Origin of the sequence: Paenibacillus sp. J45TS6 (assembly GCF_018403285.1) — a bacterium.
In the GTDB taxonomy this organism is placed as follows: Bacteria; Bacillota; Bacilli; order Paenibacillales; family Paenibacillaceae; genus Paenibacillus.
In genome coordinates, this window is record NZ_BOSJ01000002.1 from 215,506 (window position 1) to 239,557 (window position 24,052).

At 43.7% G+C, this 24,052-nt stretch carries 23 protein-coding genes; 5 read left to right on the forward strand and 18 right to left on the reverse strand.

The genetic code is table 11. The features are described from left to right. Window positions 1-58: 58 nt before the first annotated feature. The 12 genes from KJS58_RS03710 to KJS58_RS03760 form a co-directional block, all read right to left on the reverse strand. On the reverse strand, window positions 59-685 hold the full coding sequence (locus tag KJS58_RS03710; protein ID WP_213530559.1) for a nitroreductase family protein: 627 nt from the start codon (window positions 683-685) through the stop codon (window positions 59-61). A gap of 256 nt (window positions 686-941) precedes the next feature. Continuing rightward, a complete protein-coding gene (locus KJS58_RS03715; RefSeq protein ID WP_213530561.1) occupies window positions 942-2,012 on the reverse strand; it encodes an ABC transporter substrate-binding protein in 1,071 nt (356 codons plus the stop codon). Further along, complete coding sequence (locus KJS58_RS03720) at window positions 2,009-2,812, reverse strand: ABC transporter permease (protein WP_213530563.1); 804 nt, start codon at window positions 2,810-2,812, stop codon at window positions 2,009-2,011. Before KJS58_RS03720 ends, KJS58_RS03715 begins: the two co-directional genes overlap by 4 nt. Continuing rightward, window positions 2,799-3,620 carry an ABC transporter permease gene (locus KJS58_RS03725; protein ID WP_160032636.1) on the reverse strand — a complete coding sequence of 274 codons (822 nt, stop codon included), beginning with the start codon at window positions 3,618-3,620 and terminating at the stop codon, window positions 2,799-2,801. Before KJS58_RS03725 ends, KJS58_RS03720 begins: the two co-directional genes overlap by 14 nt. After that, a complete protein-coding gene (locus KJS58_RS03730) occupies window positions 3,610-4,764 on the reverse strand; it encodes an ABC transporter ATP-binding protein (RefSeq protein WP_374705779.1) in 1,155 nt (384 codons plus the stop codon). The genes KJS58_RS03725 and KJS58_RS03730 overlap by 11 nt, the downstream gene beginning before the upstream one ends. 389 nt (window positions 4,765-5,153) lie before the next feature. Continuing rightward, entirely contained in the window at window positions 5,154-6,335 is a 1,182-nt protein-coding gene (locus KJS58_RS03735) for a nitric oxide synthase oxygenase (RefSeq protein ID WP_213530565.1), read from the reverse strand. 156 nt (window positions 6,336-6,491) lie between these two features. Further along, window positions 6,492-6,968: a Dps family protein gene (locus KJS58_RS03740; protein ID WP_213530567.1), complete on the reverse strand. Its 477-nt coding sequence runs from the start codon at window positions 6,966-6,968 to the stop codon at window positions 6,492-6,494. A gap of 103 nt (window positions 6,969-7,071) precedes the next feature. Next, window positions 7,072-7,203 carry a hypothetical protein gene (locus KJS58_RS25595; RefSeq protein ID WP_283771237.1) on the reverse strand — a complete coding sequence of 44 codons (132 nt, stop codon included), beginning with the start codon at window positions 7,201-7,203 and terminating at the stop codon, window positions 7,072-7,074. A gap of 48 nt (window positions 7,204-7,251) precedes the next feature. Beyond that, window positions 7,252-7,992 (reverse strand): HAD family hydrolase, encoded by a 741-nt coding sequence (locus tag KJS58_RS03745; protein ID WP_213530569.1) that lies wholly within the window; start codon window positions 7,990-7,992, stop codon window positions 7,252-7,254. 17 nt (window positions 7,993-8,009) lie between these two features. After that, window positions 8,010-8,837 carry a hypothetical protein gene (locus KJS58_RS03750; protein WP_213530571.1) on the reverse strand — a complete coding sequence of 276 codons (828 nt, stop codon included), beginning with the start codon at window positions 8,835-8,837 and terminating at the stop codon, window positions 8,010-8,012. A 39-nt stretch (window positions 8,838-8,876) separates the two neighbouring features. Further along, window positions 8,877-9,827 carry a nucleoside hydrolase gene (locus tag KJS58_RS03755; RefSeq protein WP_213530573.1) on the reverse strand — a complete coding sequence of 317 codons (951 nt, stop codon included), beginning with the start codon at window positions 9,825-9,827 and terminating at the stop codon, window positions 8,877-8,879. A 191-nt stretch (window positions 9,828-10,018) separates the two neighbouring features. Then, on the reverse strand, window positions 10,019-12,250 hold the full coding sequence (locus KJS58_RS03760) for an MMPL family transporter (RefSeq protein ID WP_213531045.1): 2,232 nt from the start codon (window positions 12,248-12,250) through the stop codon (window positions 10,019-10,021). A gap of 160 nt (window positions 12,251-12,410) precedes the next feature. Between KJS58_RS03760 and KJS58_RS03765 the strand changes: the two genes are divergently transcribed. Beyond that, window positions 12,411-13,022 carry a TetR/AcrR family transcriptional regulator gene (locus KJS58_RS03765; RefSeq protein ID WP_213530575.1) on the forward strand — a complete coding sequence of 204 codons (612 nt, stop codon included), beginning with the start codon at window positions 12,411-12,413 and terminating at the stop codon, window positions 13,020-13,022. 73 nt (window positions 13,023-13,095) lie between these two features. Here KJS58_RS03765 and KJS58_RS03770 read toward each other — a convergent pair whose 3' ends face one another. After that, window positions 13,096-13,995 carry a diacylglycerol/lipid kinase family protein gene (locus tag KJS58_RS03770; RefSeq protein WP_213530577.1) on the reverse strand — a complete coding sequence of 300 codons (900 nt, stop codon included), beginning with the start codon at window positions 13,993-13,995 and terminating at the stop codon, window positions 13,096-13,098. Window positions 13,996-14,185: 190 nt separating this feature from the next. Between KJS58_RS03770 and KJS58_RS03775 the strand changes: the two genes are divergently transcribed. Beyond that, the gene (locus KJS58_RS03775; protein WP_213530579.1) at window positions 14,186-14,773 is read left to right on the forward strand and encodes a hypothetical protein; all 588 of its coding nucleotides are present in this window, start codon (window positions 14,186-14,188) and stop codon (window positions 14,771-14,773) included. A gap of 91 nt (window positions 14,774-14,864) precedes the next feature. Here the strand turns inward: KJS58_RS03775 and KJS58_RS03780 are convergent, their stop codons facing one another. From KJS58_RS03780 to uxaC, 4 genes are all read right to left on the reverse strand, one after another. Then, the gene (locus KJS58_RS03780) at window positions 14,865-16,718 is read right to left on the reverse strand and encodes an ABC transporter ATP-binding protein (protein WP_213530581.1); all 1,854 of its coding nucleotides are present in this window, start codon (window positions 16,716-16,718) and stop codon (window positions 14,865-14,867) included. Then, window positions 16,715-18,442 (reverse strand): ABC transporter ATP-binding protein, encoded by a 1,728-nt coding sequence (locus KJS58_RS03785; RefSeq protein WP_213530583.1) that lies wholly within the window; start codon window positions 18,440-18,442, stop codon window positions 16,715-16,717. The genes KJS58_RS03780 and KJS58_RS03785 overlap by 4 nt, the downstream gene beginning before the upstream one ends. Further along, window positions 18,436-18,993 (reverse strand): MarR family winged helix-turn-helix transcriptional regulator, encoded by a 558-nt coding sequence (locus KJS58_RS03790; RefSeq protein WP_213530585.1) that lies wholly within the window; start codon window positions 18,991-18,993, stop codon window positions 18,436-18,438. Before KJS58_RS03790 ends, KJS58_RS03785 begins: the two co-directional genes overlap by 7 nt. A 249-nt stretch (window positions 18,994-19,242) precedes the next feature. Next, window positions 19,243-20,676, reverse strand: a complete 1,434-nt coding sequence (gene uxaC, locus KJS58_RS03795) for a glucuronate isomerase (RefSeq protein ID WP_213530587.1) — start codon at window positions 20,674-20,676, stop codon at window positions 19,243-19,245. A gap of 247 nt (window positions 20,677-20,923) precedes the next feature. Here uxaC and KJS58_RS03800 point away from each other — a divergent pair, with 247 nt between their 5' ends. The 3 genes from KJS58_RS03800 to KJS58_RS03810 all read left to right on the forward strand — a co-directional run bounded on the left by KJS58_RS03800 (window position 20,924) and on the right by KJS58_RS03810 (window position 23,416). Next, window positions 20,924-21,616, forward strand: coding sequence for a dihydroorotate dehydrogenase electron transfer subunit (locus KJS58_RS03800; RefSeq protein WP_213530588.1), 693 nt, complete (start codon window positions 20,924-20,926; stop codon window positions 21,614-21,616). Then, a complete protein-coding gene (locus KJS58_RS03805; RefSeq protein WP_213530589.1) occupies window positions 21,613-22,551 on the forward strand; it encodes a dihydroorotate dehydrogenase in 939 nt (312 codons plus the stop codon). Before KJS58_RS03800 ends, KJS58_RS03805 begins: the two co-directional genes overlap by 4 nt. A 124-nt stretch (window positions 22,552-22,675) precedes the next feature. Further along, complete coding sequence (locus KJS58_RS03810; RefSeq protein WP_213530590.1) at window positions 22,676-23,416, forward strand: MBL fold metallo-hydrolase; 741 nt, start codon at window positions 22,676-22,678, stop codon at window positions 23,414-23,416. A 159-nt stretch (window positions 23,417-23,575) separates the two neighbouring features. Here KJS58_RS03810 and tnpA read toward each other — a convergent pair whose 3' ends face one another. Beyond that, the gene (tnpA, locus tag KJS58_RS03815; RefSeq protein ID WP_213530591.1) at window positions 23,576-24,049 is read right to left on the reverse strand and encodes an IS200/IS605 family transposase; all 474 of its coding nucleotides are present in this window, start codon (window positions 24,047-24,049) and stop codon (window positions 23,576-23,578) included. Window positions 24,050-24,052: the final 3 nt, after the last annotated feature.

Consider the following 24,052-nt stretch of genomic DNA (forward strand, 5'->3'; position numbering starts at 1 on the left):
AATAAAAAAGGATGAATTCGTAGTTCTGATAAGAAACTACCATTCATCCTTTTTTTATTCAGGCCATCGAATTCCAAGTCACAAATTCATCTACCGGCTTGCGGTAGCCCCGGGGTCTCACTTTGCTCTCATCCGCTTTCCCCATGGTCATCATCATGACAGGAATATGATGTGCAGGGAGCTGTAATAGTGAAGCTATTTGTGCTTCATCATATCCGATCATCGGGCAGGTATCCCATCCCATGTCCTTTGCAATCAGCATGAACTGCATGGCAGACAGGCTGGCATTACGAATCGCTTCCTCGCGCTGAAATGCAGGTCCTCTTGATTCATACATCTCCGTTACACTGCTAATCTCCAAATCATATTCAATTTGAGACATCATCCCCAGTGTCAGCATTCCCTCATTAATCCGTCCTACTTGCTTGTATGCCTTCGTGTCACCGAGCACGATAATGACAGCAGATGCTGTCTGTACTTTATATTGACCTGAAGCCTCATAAGCTAATGCTTTTTCTTCCGGCGTAGTTAAAACAACATAGTGAGCGTGCTGTAAATTAAACGCAGAGGGAGCATATTTGTTAACTGCAAATATTTGGCTTAGTTCCTCTTTACTAATCTTCACTTCTTTTTGAAATTTCATCGCCGAACGCCGTTCTTTAATTACGGATTGTAATTCTCCCATCCTGATCTTCCTCTCTTTTTGGTCTGAAGTGGATCTCTACATTTTGTTTCTATAAACCTGATATGTATGTGTTATATATCACTTTAACTAACTTTAAGTAAGTATATATAATTTCAGTATATAACATTTATCATTTAATTGAAAGATGCCAAAGGAATTCGGGTGGTTGAATGTCTGGTTCAAAAACCAAAAAACCTTATCCACATGTGGATAAGGTTTTTTGACTATCTATATATTCACAGGTTATCCCCATTATTCACTTCGGGTGCATTTTGAAGATGAGGAACAGATCATTGTAATGAGCAAGCATTCGTTTGCCAAGGTTATCATAAACCTCGAGCTTTTCCGTCAGTTCCTCATTTGGATAGAAACGTTCATCACTTGAAACTTCTTCAGGGAGAAGTTCTAGTGCCCCAGCATTTGGTGTCGAGTAACCAACATACTCTGCATTACGTGCAGCATGCTCTGGATCTAACATAAAGTTAATAAACTGATGTGCACCTTCTAAATTCTTCGCTGTCTTAGGAATGACCATGTTGTCAAACCACAGATTCGATCCTTCTTCCGGTACCACATAATCGAGTTTCTCATTCTCATCCATAATCTCCGAAGCATCACCCGACCAAACTAGACCGACTGCACCTTCTTCACCTGCAAGCAGCATCTTAATCTCATCTCCGACGATCGCTTTCACGTTAGGTGTGAGCTTAGACAACTTCGTAAGTGCTTCTTGCAGATGCTCTTCGTTTGTATCATTTAGAGAGTAATGCAGACTATTTAGGCCCATTCCGATAACTTCACGTGCTCCGTCCACGAGCAGTATCTGATTCTTCAGACTTGGGTCCCACAGATCGTCCCAACTCTTAAATGTAAGGTCCGTTAATTCTGGATTAAATACAATCCCGACCGTACCCCAGAAATAAGGAATCGAATACTTGTTACCTTCATCGAAAGAGAGATTCAGGAACCTTTCATCGATATATTTAAGGTTCGGGAGTTTTGAATGATCGAGAGGGATCAGCAGATCCTCCTCTTTCATTTTACTGATTGCATATTCCGAAGGAATCACGACATCATACGTCGTTCCTCCTTGCTGAATTTTGGTCATCATCGCCTCATTGGAGTCAAACGTCTGATAAACGACCTTCATCCCGCTTTCTTCCTCAAATTCAGCGATTAGTTCGGGGTCAATGTAATCACCCCAGTTATAGATGGTAAGCGTATTACCTCCAGAATATCCCTCACTAGAATTCAGTACCGAGGTAAAATACATGAGGCCAAAAGCCACGATCAGCACAAGACTAAATGTCTGTACCAGCTGCTTCATGGTCTCAGCCCCTTTCCTTGAAGCTTGTTGTTACGTGTATTGATAAAGTAGTAACCTACTACCAGGATAATGGTCAGTAAGAACAACAGCGTCGATAATGCATTAATGGACAGTGATACTCCTTGTCTTGCTCTCGAGTAGATCTCTATCGATAGCGTTGAGAATCCATTCCCGGTAACAAAGAAAGTAACCGCAAAATCGTCCAGTGAATAGGTTAGGGCCATAAAGAAACCAGCGAAAATTCCTGGCTTAACAAACGGTAAAATAACTTTTGTCAGCACCTGCCAACTCGATGCACCGAGGTCACGTGCCGCATCAATAAGTGTAGGACTCATCTCTTGCAGCTTAGGCAGTACCATGATCACGACAATCGGTACACTAAACGCAATATGTGATAAGAGTACCGAGGTAAATCCTAATTGAATCCCCAGCATCGTGAAGAAGATGAGGAAGGAAGCACCGATAATCACATCAGGACTCACAATGAGTACATTGTTTAAAGACAATAGAGTATTCTTGTTACGTTTGCGGCGAACCTGATGAATCGCTAGAGCACCTGCCACGCCCAAAATTGTAGAAGCCACCGCAGACAGAAGTGCGATCACAAAGGTATTCAGCACAATAATCAGCAGGCGCGTATCCGCAAATACTTCTTCGTACCATTCCAGAGTGAAGCCTTCAAAGTTCTGCATTGTTCCGCCACTATTGAATGAATAGTAGATCAAGTAAAGAATCGGCATGTACAAAATGGCAAAAACAATAAACAGATATACATTTGACAGCTTACTATTTCTTCCCATGAGGCACACCCCGCTTTCCACGCCCACTAATAAACATAATGGCAATCATAATAATGATGAGGAAGACGGCGATCGTTGCTCCCATTCCCCAATCTTGTGTTACTAAGAAATGCTGTTCAATTGCGGTACCTAAGGTAATTACCCGGTTACCGGCAATAAGTCTTGTAATCATAAACAGGGACAAAGCTGGAATAAATACAGCCTGAATTCCCGAGCGCACTCCGCTTAGTGTCAGTGGAAAAATAACGCGCCGGAATGTTGTCCATGAAGAAGCCCCCAGATCTCGAGCTGCATAGATAAGGGAAGGATTCAGCTCTTCAAGCGCATTAAAGATCGGCAGAATCATAAACGGAATGAAGATATATACGGATACGAAAACAAAGCTAAAATCCGTAAATAGAATCTGCTGCGTACCGATCCCAATCGTTTCGAGTATCGCATTAGCAAATCCGTACGTGCCAAACAGGCCGATAAATGCGTAAGCTTTAAGCAAAAGATTAATCCAGCTCGGCAAAATAACGAGTAACAACCATAACTGTTTATGTTTTGTTTTCGTAAGTAAATAAGCTGTTGGATACGAAATGAGCAATGCAAACACAGTAATCAACAGTGCATACCAAAATGAGCTGAGTGTCATTTTCAGATATACAGGTGTAAAGAATTTCACGTAATTCTCAAACGTAAATTGACCTTCTACATTGAAGAAGGAGTAATACACAATTAACAGAATCGGAGCAACGACGAAGAAAATGATCCAAAACATGTAGGGGATCAGGTAGAAGTTGCGGTTCTTTAAACTACGATTCATGATTTACCTCTTGAACCTTACCCTCTGAAGTCTTCTGTGCATCCTCAAGATTGGATTCATAAGATTCCAGACGTTTATCAAATTCTTCTTCTGTTTCACCAAAGCGCATAACATGAATGGCTTCTGGATCAAAATAAAGACCGATTCTTTCACCAACGGTAGCGCGTTTTGTAGAATGTACAAGCCATTCGTTGCCCATATCATCGTAACTTGAAATTTCATAATGCACGCCGCGGAATAGCTGAGAGTCTACCCGCACCTGGAGTTTTCCTCGCTCAGGTGTTGTAATCTCTAGATCCTCTGGGCGAATTACAATCTCAATCGGTTCGTCCGGTCTAAGCCCTTGGTCAACACACTCATACGTCTTCCCGGCAAACTCAACTAAGAAATCTTGTTTCATCTTACCTGAGACAATGTTCGATTCCCCGATAAAATCAGCTACAAATCGGTTAATCGGTTCATCGTAGATATCAAGTGGTGTTCCGCTTTGCTGAATGACCCCTTCATTGAGTACGAAGATTTCATCTGACATAGCAAGGGCTTCTTCCTGATCATGAGTTACAAAAATAAAGGTGATACCCAGACGTTGCTGAAGTTCGCGCAGCTCATACTGCATCTCTGTACGCAATTTGAGGTCAAGCGCAGACAAAGGCTCGTCTAGCAGAATAATCTCTGGTTCATTAACGATTGCCCGAGCAATTGCTACCCGCTGACGTTGGCCGCCAGACATTTCAGTAATCTCCCGGTTTCCGTACCCAGCCAGATTGACAAAACGAAGAGCGTTCTCCACTTTCTCTTTGATCTCTGCATTCTTCATCTTTTTGATCCGCAGACCAAATGCCACGTTCTCAAATACATTCAGATGCGGGAATAATGCATAGTCCTGAAATACGGTGTTTACTTGACGTTCATGTGCAGGAACACGGTTAATAATTTTGCCATTAAAATAAATATTTCCTTCGGAAGGCTCCGTAAAGCCAGCAATCAGCCGAAGGATCGTAGTTTTGCCGCATCCAGATGGACCCAGCAGCGTATAAAATTTACCGCGTTCGATTTCAAAGCTGACCGATTTAAGGATGGGATCATCCTCATCATATCGTTTCGTCACGCTTTCGAACCGGATAATGGAGTCTTGGTTTATCATATGATAGAAAAACCTCCTTTTTCAGGGGATTACCTTGCGCCTTCTAGTTCATTTAAGCATATTACTGCTGATCCGTTCGGGCACATGTCGCAACTTATTATATAGAAATCATCTAATTGCGCAACCCATTTTTTTATCATTCTATGAAGTTTACTTCTTTCTTCGATATTTTATCCCGAGCATATTTCCAAAATTGAGTCTGTCACCCAATAAACGGAATAAAACCGTGTCTACAAACTTCAAAATTTGTCTTTACTCCCGCAAAAAAGCATCTCCTAAAGGTTTTTTTGAACCTCTGAGATGCTCTGGTCCCTGCTCTATATATTGTACCATTTCGTATTCACTTAGCCTACGATTCTATGAATTTACCAAAAAAACAATAAAATATTCTACCCATGAAACGGGCATGTAGCGAGAGCAGGATTTGCTTCTTCCTTCTGATCGAACTTTTTCTCCGGAAGGTTATCATCCTGATTTTTCGTGTAAGGTGCTGGTTGATGAAAGAAATTCGGCTTTTTCACTTGATTCGAATAGGACTTATGAAAAATATGTGTCGTTGCCGGTGACATCGGCGGAATAAGCCAGGTCCAGTTACCGGTCACTTCTCTTCCGGCTTCTGCTTCCCTCTCTTCAAACTTTGCCAGTTGATTCGCTGCTGTGTGATGGTCTACCATACTGACGCCATTCTTTCGATAAGAATGAAGCACCGCTACATTCAGCTCCACGAGTGCCTTATCCCTCCACAAACTTGCTTCACTCGTGGTTTCAAGGCCCATAACCTTTGCCACAGCAGGAAGCTTGTTATAACGGAAAGGGTCCGCTAGATTTCTTGCTCCGATCTCCGTTCCCATATACCATCCATTAAAAGGAGCTGCCGGATACTGAATTCCCCCGATCTCTAGTCTCATATCGGAAATCATAGGTACCGCATACCATCTCAGACCAAGCGACTCCATCTCAGGATAATCAGGATGTTCTATGTCCACTTCCATGATTAGATCCTTCGGTATCGGTACATACACAGGCTTTTGGCCTGCTATTTCTATGACGAGCGGAAGGACTTCGTAATCTGTGCCATTGCCTTCCCAGCCGAGTTTCATTGCTTCTTTGGTGAAGGCGACAGAAGCCGGATCCCCCACAATACCGCTGCTCGTTTCATACCCGGCATAACGAATGAGCTGATGGTTCCAAATGCGGACTGGATCGACTCCTTCTGGTGTTCTTGGAGCAAAAAGAGTAAGCAGCGGAATCACTTTGCCGTGATTGGTAGCTGTACGGATATGCTGAAATAAACACTCCGCTACCTCTTCTGCACTCCCTGCATCTCTTGCATCTACAAGCCGTATGGATTGCCAGGATAGTCGCCCTATACAGCGATTACTGTTGCGCCAAGCCAGCTTGATTCCGTACTCCAGCTCCTGCTGGGTATGTCCATACGTGCCTGAATCTTCAATTTCCCGCTGAATGTCAAGAAGCCGGGCTTCTGCCGCTTCACGGCAAAGACCCAGCTCCTCATAACAAGTGTATATAAATGTGCTTGCTTCTTCCCACATATCATTTGTATTTGTCATACCGATAATCTCCTCATGTCTACGCGTCATACCAGAGAATTCACTCTAACCTCAGCAGGACTAATGGAATAGTCTCATTATACGGTTCGACTGCATACAAAACCATCATTTGGGTAATATGTTCACTTTATATTCACCTAATCGCTAGAAAGTTAATTATTTTCCAAGAAAAGAATTAAGCATCCAAATATGTTTTTGCAGTGTTTCTTGGTTGCCAATCATCACATCAGCTGTGCTGTCATCGCCCAGTTCTTCTGCTGCTTCTTTTCCTTCTTCGAGTACTTCAACCATGGTAGTGAAGTCTTCGACCAAAGCTTGAACCATTTGCTCTGCTGTTTTGCTGTCAGTCGCTTCTTGGATTGGAGAAAGACTCAGATGTTCTTTCAGTGTAGCAACCGGAGATCCGCCAATAGCAAGCAAGCGTTCTGCTACAACGTCCATATGTTCTGTTACTTCATTGTAAAACTCTTCGAATTTCTCGTGCAGGGTAAAGAAGTGAGTTCCTTTTACATACCAATGGAAGTTATGCAGTTTTGTATATAGCACAGACCATCCAGCGATTTGTCGATTTAATGCATCATGCAATTTTTGTACACCTTGTGATTGGTTTGTTTGATTGGTTTGAGTTGTCATATTTAGATCTCCTTTTTATTTTAAATGTAAGTAATAAACAATGTTGGTACAGTGATACTTGTCACACGCTTTTAATTTAGACTTAATCTAAATCCTAATATTATTATAGCATGGTTTTCGAAAAAGGGAAGCTTACTCCCTCTATTTGATAGATGAAGATTTGATGAACAGTCAGAGCAGCGGCTTCTTTTGCACTGACAAGAATAGAATGCCCCATTTCGATATAAAAAAACATGGAAGAGCGATCAGGAAATCATTGTGATCGCTCTTCCATGTTTTAAATTCACACCTTTTGCAGTCCAGCTATCGAAAGCAAGGTGTCTGTGATTTCTTGATAATTATGAACTGTAAAATGCGGACGATGGTTAGATTCAGCTTCAGCGTTCCGGTGATTGTACCAAAGTACGGTCCAGCCTGCTTTTATTGCTCCAACCACATCATTTCGCCATGAATCGCCAATATAGTAACTGTGCTCAGGAGAAGTCTTTGTGATCGCATTAACATGCTCAAACAGTCTGACATCAGGTTTGGCATAACCAACTCCTCCGGATACAAAGATCATATTCTCCGGAATGTATCGTTCCACTTGCAGTGCCTTCAGCTTCTTCTGTTGGTGTTCCGCTGGTCCATTCGTAATTAGTCCTACCTTTATCCCTGAATGGGTCAGTGTCTCGATCAGTTCCATAGCACCTTGGAAGGGCTGAATCTGAAACTGTCTATTTACATAAGCTGTCTGAGCAGCCTCCGCTTCTATTTCATTGAGGAAAACCCCGAATTCTGCTAAAGCCAGCATAAAGCGGCGTCTGCGCATATCAGCTAACGCCTCTTTTTCAGGTACGGCAGATAAATTCTTCTCTTCTGATAACAAATCGCTGTAATAACGGAACCGGTAATAAATATCCTCATAAGGCATATCGTCCGCTAAACCCACAGCCTCCTGCAAAGCTTCTCGAAGTGGTGATAAATGATCATAGAGTGTGTCGTCGACGTCAAAGAACACTGCTTTTTGTACATTATCAGCCAAAAGCTTTCCTCCTCTTCCTAGATCTGAGTTAACACATAAATGCCGTATGGATTGTTTATAGAAGAGCTCTCTTCTTGAAAGAAACCTTCCTGATGATGATATTGATACGTGGTCCCATACAATTTGAACTCATTTAATTTATCTTTCGTTCCTTCACTTGCATTCATCATAAGGTACAAAAACTGGGACATTACCTGCAAGGAGGCATCCGGATCTGTTTCTTTGCTTAGAGCTACATCAGGCAAACCAAACATTTGCATCCCGCAAGAGTAAAAATAATGTTCGTCCTGCATATAGCTGATCATCGTATTCAGCAATTGATCAAGGCGCGCTTCTTCACCGATCATATTCCACTCTTCCGGAGTAAATGCTTTATCACAATTCTCGATTTTGACGGCAACTCCCCCGCATGCCAGCAGCATCTGTACAGGAGCAATCATACGCTGGACCGCTTCCGCGGAACCCATATAGCCAGACAGATAAATGACCATTGTATGCTTTTCTACCTTTTGCATCGTCTTGTCTGAGAAATCACCTTTAGAGGATAAATAAAAAGCTTCCGCGAGTTTTGGATCCTGCTCTTCAATCCTTATTTCAAAAGCACGGTTTCGCTTCGTATCGAGCAAGAGACCGCCAGTAAGAGAATATTCCCCGCTGCTCTTTCTTGTCAGTTTTCGTATCAGTTTGTCTTCATCTTTCCACTGTCCTGGAATACATAGGACGAGCTTATCATTCATCTGTAAATTCCCTTCTTCCTCGCCTAACCTTACTATAAAAACAAACCACTGCCCTTCTTCTAAGCGCTCAGCAGCAACTTGAATGAACGGCAGTGGTTGATATTGCAAAGGTTATTTTTTATAATCCCTTGCTTCTATAGATGAAGCTTAATATCTTTTTGGTGCTGCTTTTTTGGCTAACTCTGTGAGATAAGAGAAAAATGCATCTGGGTCGGTATCATAGACAAGATTAACTGGTTTTCCAGCTGGATCTATAATGGTGCGCCCCTGGCTTGGTCCATCTGGAATCACGCTGCACTGCACAACTTTGCGCTTCACAAGCTCTTCTCGTCCCAGCGCTGCTGTGGTAAGTACATCCCACAAATAATAGGTTGAATTGGTCTCGCTGTATACAAGCGGAGGTACTCCCGAATAACAGTTACCAAGGAAGTCTACGCCTTCATAGCAGCGTTCTTTCGCCCAGCGATTACGAACGGCCGGCGTGAGCGGTACTTTGTTCGTACTTTCAAGCGCAACAAGGTCAATCTCAATCCCTGTCTGCCAAACTTGGTAAGCTGCTTCTGGATCCCAATATACATTCCATTCTGCCGTTCCATCGTGCTCTGGTTCCTGGACATTCCCTTTTTCAAAGGTTCCTCCCATCCATACCAGCTTCTCAATCTTCTCTTCAATCTCTGGTGCTTCTTCCAGAGCTCGGGACAGGTCTGTGAGTGGTCCGGTGAATACGAGAATTGTTTTTTCTTCCGTCTTGCGTATGGTCTCAATAAGATGCTTATGTGCAGGTAATTCAGACAATGGAGCTTCCATTGTTCCGGATTCATTCAATATAGGAAGTGCATCAACATAAAAAGAATGGATGCGCCAATCGCTTGGAAACGGGTTTTTACCACGAGAATTCGATTTCGATACTTCGACTTGATACGTGCTGAAACGATCGATAATTTTACGACTTGCATCCGTGGCTGGTTCCAGATAACCATCTGCCGGAATAATAGACACCCCTGTCACTTCCACGTCATCCATCTGCAGAAGCATAAACAGTGATACAAGATCATCTACTCCGCCATCATGATTAAAATATACTTTTCTCTTCGTCATGTTTGAAAAATCCCCCTGCTAGTCTTATCTATTAGGTGTGAAACCTTACCTTATATGTTCTCATCTTAAGTCTTTACAAAGTGCAAATGCAACCATTCCTCCTCTGAAAATCAACAGGAAATAGAAAAAAGGGGTATGTCAGCAAATTCAATATCTGCTAACACACCCCTTAATATCGTTATTATCCAATATTAATGAAACGTTTGAACTTGTTCTTCTTTAGCGGCAACTTTTCTTTTACCTGGCCAAAAAGCAACTTCTCCAAGCACCATGGTAATCGAAGGTACAAGGAAAGGTCTCACAATAAACGTATCAAGCAATACTCCAATCGCTGTGATAATACCAAACTGAACAAGTACCTGAATCGGTAAAGTAGCAAGAACGGCAAAGGTACCCGCAAGGATAAGTCCAGCGGAGGTAATGACAGAACTCGTCTCTCCTACCCCTTCTTTAATCGCTTGTTTCAGCGACATCGTTTTACTCTTCTGCCAAATGCTCGAGATCATAAAGATATTATAATCCTCACCTAGTGCCACTAGGAATACAAAGGAGTATAGCGGAATCGCTCCTTGAATTGCATCTGCACCAAGACCGTAATGAATAATGAGCCAGCCAAGACCGAGAGCCGAGAAATAAGACAAGATTACGGTAGCAACCAAATATACCATCGCTACCAAGGAACGAAGGTAAATTAACAGCAGCAAGCTGATTAGACCCACAACGACCGGAATAATGAGTCTTGAATCATGTTTTCCGGCAAGTTCCGTATCATACTGTGTAGCTGTTTGACCGCTAATCCACACTTTATCAGCGGAAGCATCCACACCTGCGCTCTCAAGAGCAGTCTCTGCTTCAGTACGAAGATCTGGAATATGGTGCATTGCTTCGATGGAATATGGATTCATGGCAAGTTCCAGTTGGTAAGCCAGAATATCGCTATTTACAGATCCTTCTTCAGGCTCCGAAACGATACTTACATAATCTAGTGCTTCCAGACGCGATTTCACATCCGTATCTTTACCTTCCGTGTCCAGCATAAGCTGTACAGGGGCAAGCTCTCCTTCGGAGAATTGTTCCCCAATGACCGTAAATCCTTCTCTGGATGGAACGTCTTCTGGGAAAGAAGACAATAGATCATACGTGTATTTGATTTGAGGTGAAAAGGAAGCTAAAATTCCGAGCACCACAATCGTGGATACGATAACAGTCCAAGGACGCTTCGTCACCACATTGCCGATCCAGCTTTCTTTTTTCTTACGCGGAGCCGGTACCGGCTTCCCTTTTTTACGAGCACGTTCTGCCTGCATTTCCGCTGTTCTCGGTACAAACGGATAAAAGGATGCTCGGCCGAAGATGGCCAGAAATGCAGGAACCAACGTAAGGCTCGCAATAAACATAATAAGAATGGATAAACTAAATGGAACAGCAAAACGCTCATAAGCTCCATATTCAGCAAGCAGAAGGGCGAAAAGTGAAATAACCACGGTAAATCCACTCATCGCGATTGCGCCCGAAGAACTTGTAATCGCCTGGAATAATGCTTTGCGTTTGTCTTCTTCATTCCATAAAATCTGACGGAATTTAGAAATCATAAATAGACAATAATCCGTTCCTGCCCCAAAAAGCAGAACCGTCATAATTGAAATGGACTGCGAATCTACGGTAATGATTCCTTGTTTTGCTAGATATCCTAAGATGGGACTCGTCACAATGTACGCAAATCCAACGGCTACAATAGGAATAACAGCAAGCAGTGGTGAGCGATAGATCAGAAGCAAGAAGATAAGAACAAGCATCACGGTACCGATAAGAAGTGATACGTCCGCATTCTCAAACAAGCCAGTCGCATCAACCGAGATACCGGCAGGACCTGTTACACGAGCACTAAGCTCATCTCCACTATCTATTTCGGCATCAAATGGATTCGTTCCAAATATAGAAGTCATACTGGACTTGATTCCATCAAGACCTTTCCCTAGTTCTTCGGCATCCGCCTCGTCTTCAAAAAACACAGGCAGCACCAGTGTGCTTCCATCTTCAGACAACTGTGCAGACAACGCTGGCGGCGGTAGTTTATGTAAAGGGATAACAGCTGTTTGATGAGGAACAGGCTTCTCCTCTAGCTGAAGAGTTAATTCTTGCAGCTTTGTCAGATCTTCTGTACCGAGTCCTGACTCTTTATGGATAACAATTAGAGCAGGTATACCCGAATCATTCGGAAACTCACGATCTGCTACCATTTGCGCAATGACAGAAGGTTCATTTTCTTTCAAATTGGCTGCATTGTTATTTTCCTGTTCACCAACAGCAGGCCAAATCAGGTTTAAAACAACGGCCAAGATGACCCACACCAAAACGGTGATCCATTTTGTTTTTTTACCAGCGACCCATTTTCCATATCCACCGGGTTCTTTTTCTTGCATTGTTCCAGTCACATCCTTCATTTTTAATGTTTTTATTGAAATGAACCGCAGGTCATAATACAATCTAGAAGTAATTATATATACCGGTAGGTTAATTATCAATAACTATTTTTGAAATCGGCGGTGGATTCACTTATACTGCTCATCAGGAGGAATCATGATGACTAAACAACCACCTCGTTTACCCGGACGTCCTAAACAGACTTCCGATGAAGCGTCCACCTATGATGTGATACTAGGAACAGCCTCCAGGCTGTTTATGGAGAATGGTTATGAACCCGTGTCTTTGCAGCAGATTGCGAAGCTATGTAATGTTACAAAGGCCTCCATATACTATCACTTCACCAGTAAGCCAGAACTGTTCAAGATCGCTGTCACCAGTATGCTGCGGCGCGGTTACGAACAAACACATAAGTGTTTGATGAAAGCAGATACTTTGAAAGAAGGCCTTCTCTTTATTGCGGAAGCCAAAATTACTACACCTCATGCGGAGATGGAAACGATTCTTCGTGAAGCAGAAACTTTTCTCAGCAAAGAACAGATCCAAGAGATTAGAGATGGCGAGCGTGCCATTCATCAGCTTTTAGCGGATCATTTTGAGCGCGAATTTCAATCAGGGGTTATTAAACAGAAGAATCCCCTCCTACTTGCCCAAGCTTTCTCCGCCCTGCTCATGCTGGGTAATCGTGAGGATATTACGAGTAAATATGCAAGTCCGAGAGAGCTTGCAGAAGAACTAGTTGAATTATTCTGGCAAGGTGCAGGTTCTTAAGAGAAACTGCCCTTTGAACAAAGATTAAAAAAGGCCCGTAAGGGCTTTTTTTATATATAAGATCACTACATCTCTATATGGCATCCGGACCGCCCACTAAAAAAGCCAGCTTATGATCAAGAACGGAGATTTGCACAGGGGTACTAAGATACACCTCTCCATCTGTATCTGCCTGTTTCTCTTCAGCGGTTCGAAGCTTGATATTACGGGCTTTGTAGTAGAGAATGCTGTCATTCTTCGGCTGCCACTCTCCTTCTGGTTTACGAGCTAATAATTCCCTTAGAAGCGGCAATCCTGTCTGGCGAATAATTAAAATATCGAACTGGCCGTCCATTAGGGCATCTTGAGCAAAAGGAAGCGCACTCGATCCAAGCGATCGGCCGTTTGCGATATAAATCATCACGGCTTCATCTTGAATCAGCTTGCCATCAGCCTCCATCTCAAAAGCAAAGGGTACTGCTGAGCGGATCGTTTGCAGTGTACTAATAAAATAACTTAGCTTGCCAAGCGAACCTTTTAAGTTTGGATCGATATTTTCAGATGTTTCCGTAATGAGGCCTACCCCAAAAAAGTTAGTAAATACACGCCCGTTCGCATACCCCAGATCAATATCGATGGTTCTTCCTTCAAGCATCATACGAGCAGACTGCGTAACGTCCACCGGCATTCCGAGCGATCTTACAAAATCATTACACGTTCCGCCTGGCAGAACTCCCACGACCGGCGGATGAACCAGCTGTGTTAATCCGTTGATGCACTCATGGACCGTGCCGTCCCCACCTAAAATAAATACCACATCTACCCCGCTTCCCCGTTCCAGACATATCCTCTCTCCGTCTCCAGGGCCGGAAGTCTGAATGATATCCAGCTCCTTGATGGCAGGTGCCAGCACAGCTACGGCAGAGCTGACTAAACTTCCTGCAGCAGATCCTGCTGCATCATTATGGATAAGCAGCGCTTTTGTGATCTCCATGAATCAACCCTCCTACTTCTCTTATCGTGCTTACTCTTTCTTTACCCGTTGTAACAGGCCGTTAACAATTACATGACATTATTCTCAGACCAACTTATTCCATATTTTATTGATGTGAGGTGTTATCTATCACCTTCGTTCAGGGTAATAAAGTAAAAAAACCACATCTTTCACCAAGGAGGCAATCTCTATGATTCCTGCAACACATAAAGAGCTGGAAGAAATCAGGACACAATGTCGGTCCATGGTAAAGACGCGGGCATTTGCCTCTGGAAGCACTTCACTCATTCCGATTCCGGGAACCGATGTCGTTGCCGACGTAGGAATTTTAATGCAGTTGCTTCCTGCTATTAATGAGAAATTCGGATTAGCTAAAGAAGATGTAGAGGGTATGGATGCAGAGAGCAAGGCCGCTTTTTATGGACTCGTTCTATCGATGGGCAGCGCTGTCATCGGAAGACTCGTTACCCGAGAAGTGGTCATTAAATTGCTCCAAAAAGTTGGGGTGCGAATGGCAGCGAAACAAGCAACACGGTTTGTTCCTTTTGCAGGGCAAGCTTTATCTGCCGTACTCAGTTTCTCAGCAATGCGCTATATCGGCAACAAACATGTAGAAGACTGTTACCAAGTTGCATTAAAGCTCTTGGAAGAACGCCGAGCGAAAGCGCATGAACTGCCGAAAGATTCTGAAATTCTCAGCAGAATAACGGAATCCGTCGCTATCGACAGTAAAGCTCATTCTGAGAATGAAGCAGCAGATACGACACCTAAGGAATAACCGAGTTCATCATGAAAAGATAAAAAACACCGAATCTCTTTCAGAGACAGATGCCCGTCTGTCAAAAAGAGATCGGTGTTTTTTGAGTTTCTTAGCCAGCTTCAGAGAACTGACTGTTATACAGATCGGCGTAGAATCCGCCTTGCGCAAGCAATTCTACATGTGTTCCTTTTTCAATCACATCTCCATGATTCATGACCAGAATCACATCGGCATCACGAATGGTGGATAACCGGTGAGCAATAACAAAGCTGGTACGGTCTTTCATCAGTTCGTTCATCGCTTGCTGGATCGCAATCTCGGTTCTCGTATCCACTGAACTTGTTGCTTCGTCCAAGATAAGAATCGATGGATCTGCCAAGATCGCACGAGCAATGGTAAGAAGCTGCTTCTGACCTTGCGAAATATTTGATGCTTCCTCGTTCAGTACGGTATCATAACCATCCGGCAGCGTACGAATGAAATGATCGGCACGGGCAGCAATGGCAGCCTGCCGAATCTCATCTTCGGTTGCTCCTTCTCTACCGTAGGCAATATTGTCGCGGATCGTACCATTAAACAGCCAAGTGTCCTGCAGTACCATACCGAACATTTCACGGAGAGTACCGCGCGGCATATCGGTAATATTAACCCCGTCAATTCGGATTTCACCGCCCTGAATCTCATAGAAGCGCATCAGAAGATTGATTAGTGTTGTTTTACCAGCACCCGTAGGTCCGACAATGGCTACCGTTTGTCCAGGTTTCACATCCAGGCTCATATCTGAAATGAGTGTCTGTCCGCCTTCATATCCAAATTTCACATGGTCAAAGGTAACTGCTCCTTGAACCTCTTTCTGTGCCACGTTACTTCCTGCTTCTTTCACTTCTTCCTCTTCATCCAGCAGTTCAAATACACGCTCGGCCGAAGCCACCGTGGACTGAATGACGTTGGCGATATTCGCCAGCTGTGTAATCGGCTGAGTGAACTGACGGGAATACTGGATAAAAGCAAGAATGTCTCCCACTAAAATTCTTTCTTTGGTGACTAAAACCCCGCCTACGATACAAATCAATACATATCCTAGATTTCCGATAAACTGCATCAGCGGCATAATGAGTCCAGAGATAAACTGAGCCTTCCAGCCCGTATGGTACAGCTTTTCATTAATCTCATCAAAATCATGAATGGATCTTTCTTCGCGTCCAAAAGCTTTGACGACATTGTGACCTGTGTACATTTCTTCCACATGCCCATTCAGTTCGCCAAGTTTCTTCTGCTGCCCCACAAAATACCCTTGTGAACGTTTGGCAATCACCGTTACGACAATGACACTAAGCGGTAACGTCAGAAACGTAATGAGTGTCATCAAAGGACTGATCGTCAGCATCATTACGATAACCCCGATAACGGTCACAAGCGAGGTGATGAACTGCGTTATGCTTTGCTGCAAGGTGTTACTAATGTTATCCACATCATTTGTAGCACGGCTAAGTGTTTCTCCATGGGTGCGTCCGTCAAAATATTTGAGCGGTAAACGCGACAGCTTTTCGTTGATCTGCTCTCTCATCTTGTATACAATTCGCTGCGCTACACCAGACATTAAATATTGCTGAGCATAGCTGAATAGAGAACTTAGTAAATAAAGTCCGCCCAGCAGCATCAGAATACGGTAGATAGCCGTAAAGTCAATTGGCATAGCAGGCTGTCCAGACATCTTCGCAAGGGCCGGTTCCGCTAAAATGTTTGTAGCACGCGCCATGATCTTCGGTGCAACAATGGTAAACACGGTGCTCAGAATCGCCATAATAAAGACGAATACGAGCATTTTATTCTCCGGCTTCAGATATTTGACAAGCCGTTTCATGGTTCCTTTAAAATCTTTCGCCTTCTCTACAGGACCTCGTCCCGGATGTCCGCCGGGATGCCCTGGTCCTGCAGGTGGCGGTGTACGTTTCTCACTCATGCGATCTCCTCCTCTGATAACTGTGAGGATACAATTTCACGGTAGACTTCGTTATTAGCTAACAGTTCGCTGTGGGTACCGCTGCCCACAATTTTTCCTTCATCCATAACAAGGATCCGGTCTGCATCTCGCACTGTACTCACGCGCTGGGCGACAAGAATGACGGTCGAGTTGGAAGTTTCATCTTTCAAAGCAGCTCTCAAACGGCTGTCCGTTTTAAAATCGAGTGCCGAGAAGCTGTCATCAAACACATAAATTTCAGGTCTGCGCACCAAGGCTCTGGCAATGGACAAGCGCTGCTTCTGACCTCCAGAAACGTTATTCCCGCCTTGAGCGATTACGCTATCGTACCCATTTTCCATTTCGCTGATAAAATCAGAAGCCTGAGCTACCGAAGCGGCATGCTCGATTTCTTCCTGGGTCGCGTCTTCTTTACCATAACGAAGATTATCCGCAATCGTTCCTGTAAACAGGATTGCCTTCTGCGGTACATAACCAATTTTTGACCGTAGATCATCCTGCGTCATCTCTCTGACATCTACTCCATTTACCTTCACACTGCCCTCTGTCACTTCATAGAAACGAGGAATAAGACTGAGCAGCGTCGTTTTACCTGAACCGGTACCGCCAATAATGGCGGTTGTCTCGCCTGGTTTCGCTGTAAAACTGATCCCTTCAAGCGCATATTCTTCAGCACCTGGATATTTGAAAGAGACGTTATCAAACTCCAGTGTTCCATAAAGTTTGTTAGGTTTTGCCGGTGTATCTGGATTTTTTAATTCTGGCTTCATCTCCAGCACTTCGTTAATACGAGCAGCAGAAGCAGAAGCTCTAGGGAGCATAACAAAGATCACGGAGACCATAATCAGTGAAAACATAATCTGCATGGCATATTGGATAAATGCCATCATATTACCAACTTGCATATCGCCTGCATCAATACGAAGGCCGCCGAATCCGATGATCGCAATAACGGTGAAGTTCATGATCAGCATCATGGACGGCATCATAAAGGCCATAATTTTATTGACACGAATCGCCGTTTGAGTTAAATCCTGATTGGCTTCTTTAAAACGTTCTTTCTCAAAATGTCCTCGGTTAAAGGAACGAATAACCCGAATTCCGGTAAGCTGTTCACGCAGCACCAGATTCAATCGGTCTAGTTTTTTCTGAATTGCCTTAAATAAAGGCAGCCCTTTAAAGGCAATAAGCGCTACTGTTCCTGCCAAGATCGGCAGAGATATAACAAGAACCAGTGAAAGCTTGGCATCCTGCGAGATTGCCATGATGAGTCCTCCGATAAACATGAGCGGAGCACTGATCATCATTCGCATCATCATGAGCAGTACATTTTGTACTTGGGTAATATCATTCGTTGTACGGGTGATGAGTGAAGCTGTTCCAATTTGGTCAAATTCCTGCAGTGAGAAATTTTCGACATGTCTAAACACTCGGCTGCGTAAGTCACGCGCAAACTTCCCAGATACTTGAGAGGCAAGAAAGCTGACTAGAATTGAACATAGTGCTCCAAGCAGAGCAATAAACAGCATCGTTCTTCCTACACTCCAGATATAAGGAACGTCGTTATTCTGTATCCCTGTATTCACTATCTTTGACATCAATGTAGGTAAGTATAGATCAGACATCGACTGTAAGAATACAAAGATAATGACAAGGATCACTGGAAGTTTGTAAACATTCAGCATCCTTAAAAGTTTCAGCATGGTTTTTCACTTCCTTCTTTTCTCTTTCGTTCTTCCTTTTCTTCCCGGACCAGGTCATGGTACTCATGAACCCGGTTCAGGAGCAAGGTAAGCTGCTTCGTATCCTCTTCTCCGAGGTACTCCACGAGTCCGTGCATGGTAGTCATCATTTCTTTGTGAACTTCTCTGACTACTTGCTGACCTGCCTCTGTAATCTTGATGCGGACTACCCTCCGATCATCCGGATCCACTGTCCGCTCCACCAGACCTGCTTCTTCCAAAGTCCTGATTACTGGTGTAATTGTAGGAGATTTTACACGAAGAAGATTGCTGATTTCAGATGCCTTCATTCCCTCGATCTGCTCCTTCGTCGTGGGTCCCTTCTCCATATATTCGCTGATTTTACATACAACGGAGGCAGGATCTCGCTCTGTCTCCGTACCTCTAATCAGTGCTGTTAAAAGCATAATTTCGCTAGGGTTACGTCCTTCCGTTTTTCGTTGTTTCCATATCCCCCGATTAAACTTCATAAACGTATAGAGCAAACTTTGTACCGTCGTATCTTCATTCATTTTTGTAAACCCCTCCTTTACAACCGAATACCCTTATATCCTTCTGAAATTAATCATACCCTTAATAAATTGTTAGGTATCCTAATTAACTTCAAGCAAGCAAATTATATTCCCCGTTATCAGGAATGTCAACTAGCCTCTATTACAGAATAAAATCCCCCTTACTGCTTGTTTTTATGAAGAGGTTCTAAGCCCTTGGAATACAAAAAAAGCGATGGCATCGTTGCCACCGCTTTCCTCACACCTCTACTATTCCCTAGCTGTAGATACCTGGGAACTGAACTCAAAATACTGCCTTGCATTTCGATATGAAATATCTTGTACGATATTTCCAAGCAACTCCATATCGTGGGGAACTTCTCCTTGCTCTACCCACTCTCCAAGCAAATTGCACACTAACCTGCGGAAATATTCATGCCTTGGATACGAAAGGAAGCTCCTTGAATCCGTGAGCATCCCAACAAATCGGCTAATGAGTCCCGCATTCGCGAGTGCTTTCATCTGAGCAAGCATTCCGTCTTTTGTATCATTAAACCACCATGCAGATCCAAGCTGGATCTTGCCTGGAATCCCGTCCCCTTGAAAACTTCCCGTAATTGCAGCCAGCACCTCATTATCCCTCGAATTAAGTGAGTAGAGGATGGTTCTTGGCAGTGCATCTTCGCTTGCAAGCGAATCCAGGAGCTTAACTAGCGGACCTGCGATCAGGCTGTCATTGATCGAGTCATATCCCGTATCCGGTCCAAGCAGATGGAACATTCTTGTATTGTTATTCCGCGCTGCATTGATATGGAACTGCATGGTCCAGCCCCGAGCTGCATACAACTTCCCTAGGAAAACAAGCGTATAAGTCTTGTATTTCTGCTCATCGTTCAAGCTGACCTTTGCGCCAGTCCTAGCTTGTGCAAAAATAGCAGCTGCCTCTTCTTTCGTTGTATCTGCATAAGGAACATAATCAAGCGCATGATCGGAGACCCGTCCTCCTACAGAGTGAAAGAAATCCACCCTCTCTTCCATTACTTGAAGGAAGGTATCATAGTCTTCTATCTTTCGCTTGGCAACCTGTTCGAGCTGAGTTAACCAGGGACGGAAGCCATCACGATTGATCTCGAGTCCTTTATCGGGACGGAAAGAGGGTAACACTTCGGTATGGAAGTCCGGAATCCCTTTAATTAGAAGGTGATATTCCAGCGTATCTGCCGGATCATCTGTTGTACAAATTACGGTAACATTTGATTTGGTTATGAGATCACGTGCACCAAAACCTTCACCATTCAGTTTGGCGTTTACTTTTTCCCAAATCACAGGTGCATTCTTTTCGTTAATCAGTTCATATACACCAAAGTATCTCTGAAGCTCTAGATGTGACCATGCATAGACCGGATTCCCGATCGCCAGTGGTACGGTTCTAGCCCAGGCCATAAACCGGTCGTAGTCGCTGACACTTTCATCGCCGGTTATGTATTTCTCCTCTACTCCATTCGCACGAAGCAGCCGCCATTTGTAATGATCTCCATATAGCCAAGCTTCCGTCAGATTACGGAAGGTTTTATTCTCGTAAATTTCCTTAGGACTTAAGTGACAGTGATAATCGATGATGGGCATATCCTTGGCATAGTTCTCAAACAACGTAATCGCTGTGTCGTTCGTCAACAGAAACTGCTCATCCAGAAAAGACTTCATCTACCCTTTCACGCTCCCCTATAAGTTCCTTTTAGTTCATTTCGGTTTACTTACTACCTAAAGCTACACTGTTTTCCCAAAAAATTCAATATAAATTGACAGCGCTAACAAAACCTTTTTTCTATTGAACACCTTTATCCATCTTACACGGATTTTTGGCAGAGTACTTGCTAAGTGATCTAACTCATTGAAAAAGTTCTGTTTTTCATGCAAAGTGTATCGAAATGTACCAAAGGGGCGAACTCTAATGGCAAAAGTGATTTCCAATATGCACCTGAATGAAAAAGTGGGTCTGCTTGAGGTGGAATGTGAACGCGGCGGAAAACCAGGACAGTTCTATATGCTTCGAGCCTGGGATACCTATCCGCTGCTCCCAAGACCCATTAGTATCTTTGATTGTACGGATCACAGCATCCGTTTTCTATACCTGGTTGTTGGCGAGGGAACCCGCCGTCTATATCAGCTCCGCGCAGGCGACAACCTGATGCTGGAAGGACCATTTGGCAATGGATTTCCTGAACTGAGCGGGAAAATTGCGCTGATCGGCGGCGGAATTGGAATTGCACCTTTTTATTACGCAGCAAAACAGTATGAGAATGCAGATGTCTATCTTGGTTTTAGCGATCAGCCCTATCTTGTAGAAGAATTCAAACAAGTCTCTTCCTCTGTTACGGTTGATGTTGGCGGTACAATTTTGGACACCCTATCGTTTTCTCATTATGACCATGTCATCGCATGTGGTCCTGAAGGAATGCTAAAAGCAGTACAAGCGAAACAAGCAGCAGAGCAAACCACGGCGAGCGTCTATGTTTCTCTGGAGAATAAAATGGCTTGCGGTGTTGGTGCTTGCCTTGCTTGCAGCACGAAACATAAAACAGGACGCAAAAAAACGTGTACGGACGGCCCTGTTTTTCAAGCAGAGGAGGTTTCTTTCGTATGATCGATCTTTCATGTAATATTGCAGGTATTTCATTTAAGAATCCCATCGTCATGGCTTCCGGTACCTTTGGTTTTGGACGGGAATACAGCGGATTTTATGATATTAATAAACTAGGCGGATTTGTGGGTAAAGGCCTTACCTTGCAACCCAAAGAAGGTAATAATGGGACACGTATGGCGGAAACGGCTGCAGGAATGATGAATAGTATCGGCCTTGAGAATCCAGGAATCCATGCTTTTCTTACACAAGAGTGTGCCTACTGGCAGTCACTAGATACCGTTCGAATTGTGAACCTCGGCGGCGGAACACTTGAGGATTATAGAGCCGGCGCAGAACTCATTCAAGAACATGAGCAGAGAGTCCGCAAAGAGACCGGCCGTTCCTCGATCGATATGATTGAGCTGAATATCTCCTGCCCGAACGTAAAAGAAGGCGGAATGGCATTTGGGATTCAGACTGATGCAGCACGGCATGTCGTACGTGCAGTGCGAAATAAGACAAACTTGCCTCTTATAGTAAAGTTATCGCCGGGTGCTGAGAATTTGGCGGAAATGGCGATCATGTGCGAGCACGAAGGAGCAGACGCCCTCTCCCTGATCAATACCATCTCTGCTATGAAAATAGATATACGCAAGCGCAAAAGTGTATTTGAGCATGGTTATGCCGGGCTATCCGGTCCTGCGATTAAACCGATTGCTCTTCGTATGGTTCATCAAGTTGCCCACGCGGTTACCCTTCCTATTCTCGGTATGGGCGGAATCACAACGGCTGAGGATGTTATTGAGTTTATTATGGCAGGCGCTGATGCCGTACAGGTAGGCACGGCTAATTTTATTAATCTACGTACAGGTCCAGATCTAATAGAAGGGGTTACAGCCTGGATGGAACAAGAAGGCGTTCAGTCGCTTGATGAAATCCGCGGCATTATTTCATAGATTACAGTGGGATCATCTTACCTAGAAACATAAGTATTACGTTTATATACAACCTCTCTTTCGTTTAAAGCGTCCTTTCTAGCAAAGGACGGTTATAATAAACATGAAAGAGAGGTGTTTTATTATGCAGATTAAATTTCTTGGAACCGGCGACATGTTCAGCTTCGAACAGGATCATAACAGTGCCATGATCGAGCATGAAGGTACAAGGCTCATTATTGATTTTCCCGAGTCTAATAGCAAAGTACTTCACAAACTAGGAATTCCCCTCAGCGATGTACGGGATGTGTTCATTACTCATCTGCATGACGATCACATCAACGGCTTACAGCAGCTTGGCTACTACGCACAAGTATTTGGCGATCATAAACCGACTTTGTATATTCACGAGCAATTGGTTGACCCGCTATGGCGCACGCTGGAGCCCGGGATGAAATACACCGTAGGCGGTGAAAAATCTCTCGAGGATTATTTTCATATCGTACCGTTACAAGAGGGAACTCCCTTCACTATTGGCGGGATAACGTATGAGATGACCAGAACCCAGCATGTACCAGGCATGATAAGCTGCGGTCTACTCGCAAGAGGATATTTCTATTACAGCGGAGACGCTACCATGGACCGGGATCTACTGCTAGACATCGATCAAGATGTAAAAATCATTCTTTATGAGTGCCATATGCAGGACGTAACGATCGGCTCGCACACTTCACTAGGTGATATTCAGGCATTGCCCGAATCCATTCAGCGGAAAACGCTACTCATGCATTACCATGACGGGTACGCAAATAGGGAAGGCAGAGAACGGTTTAACCAAGAATCACTGGCAAAGCTCGCCCATCCGCTAGAGGTGATTGAACTATGACAGATCATCAACCGAATAATCAGGACCACCCGTAAAACGGGTGGTTTGTTCTTGGGGTATAACCCCTTGTTGCCAAACTGCGCCTAAAGACGCTAGCCTGACAGTAAATCTGTTCAGGCTCATTGTTATTTGTCACTTTCACTTACCAGTTAAACTGGTTTATTTCTTTTTGCTCCTGTTGCTGATGAATGGATCTTCATACTCTTTAACACTCAGCTTATCTACTGCTTGGTCGTGTGCTTCTTGTTCTCGGATGTATTTTCGTACCGTTGCTTCATTTAAGCCCACCGTACTCACATAATATCCTTCTGCCCAAAACTTTCGATTCCCGTATTTGTATTTTAGCTGGGCATGTTTCTCAAAGATCATTAGAGAGCTTTTACCTTTTAGATAGCCCATGAATGATGAGACTGCAATTTTGGGTGGGATTGCTACCAACATGTGCACATGGTCTGGCATCATGTGTCCTTCTATGATTTCTACTCCTTTGTACTTACATAAACGTTTGAATATTTCAATTAGATCTTTTCTTACTTGATTATAGATCTCTTTCCGTCTATACTTCGGGGTGAATACAATGTGGTATTTGCACATCCACTTTGTGTGAGCTAGGCTGTAGCTCTTGTTTGCCATCTA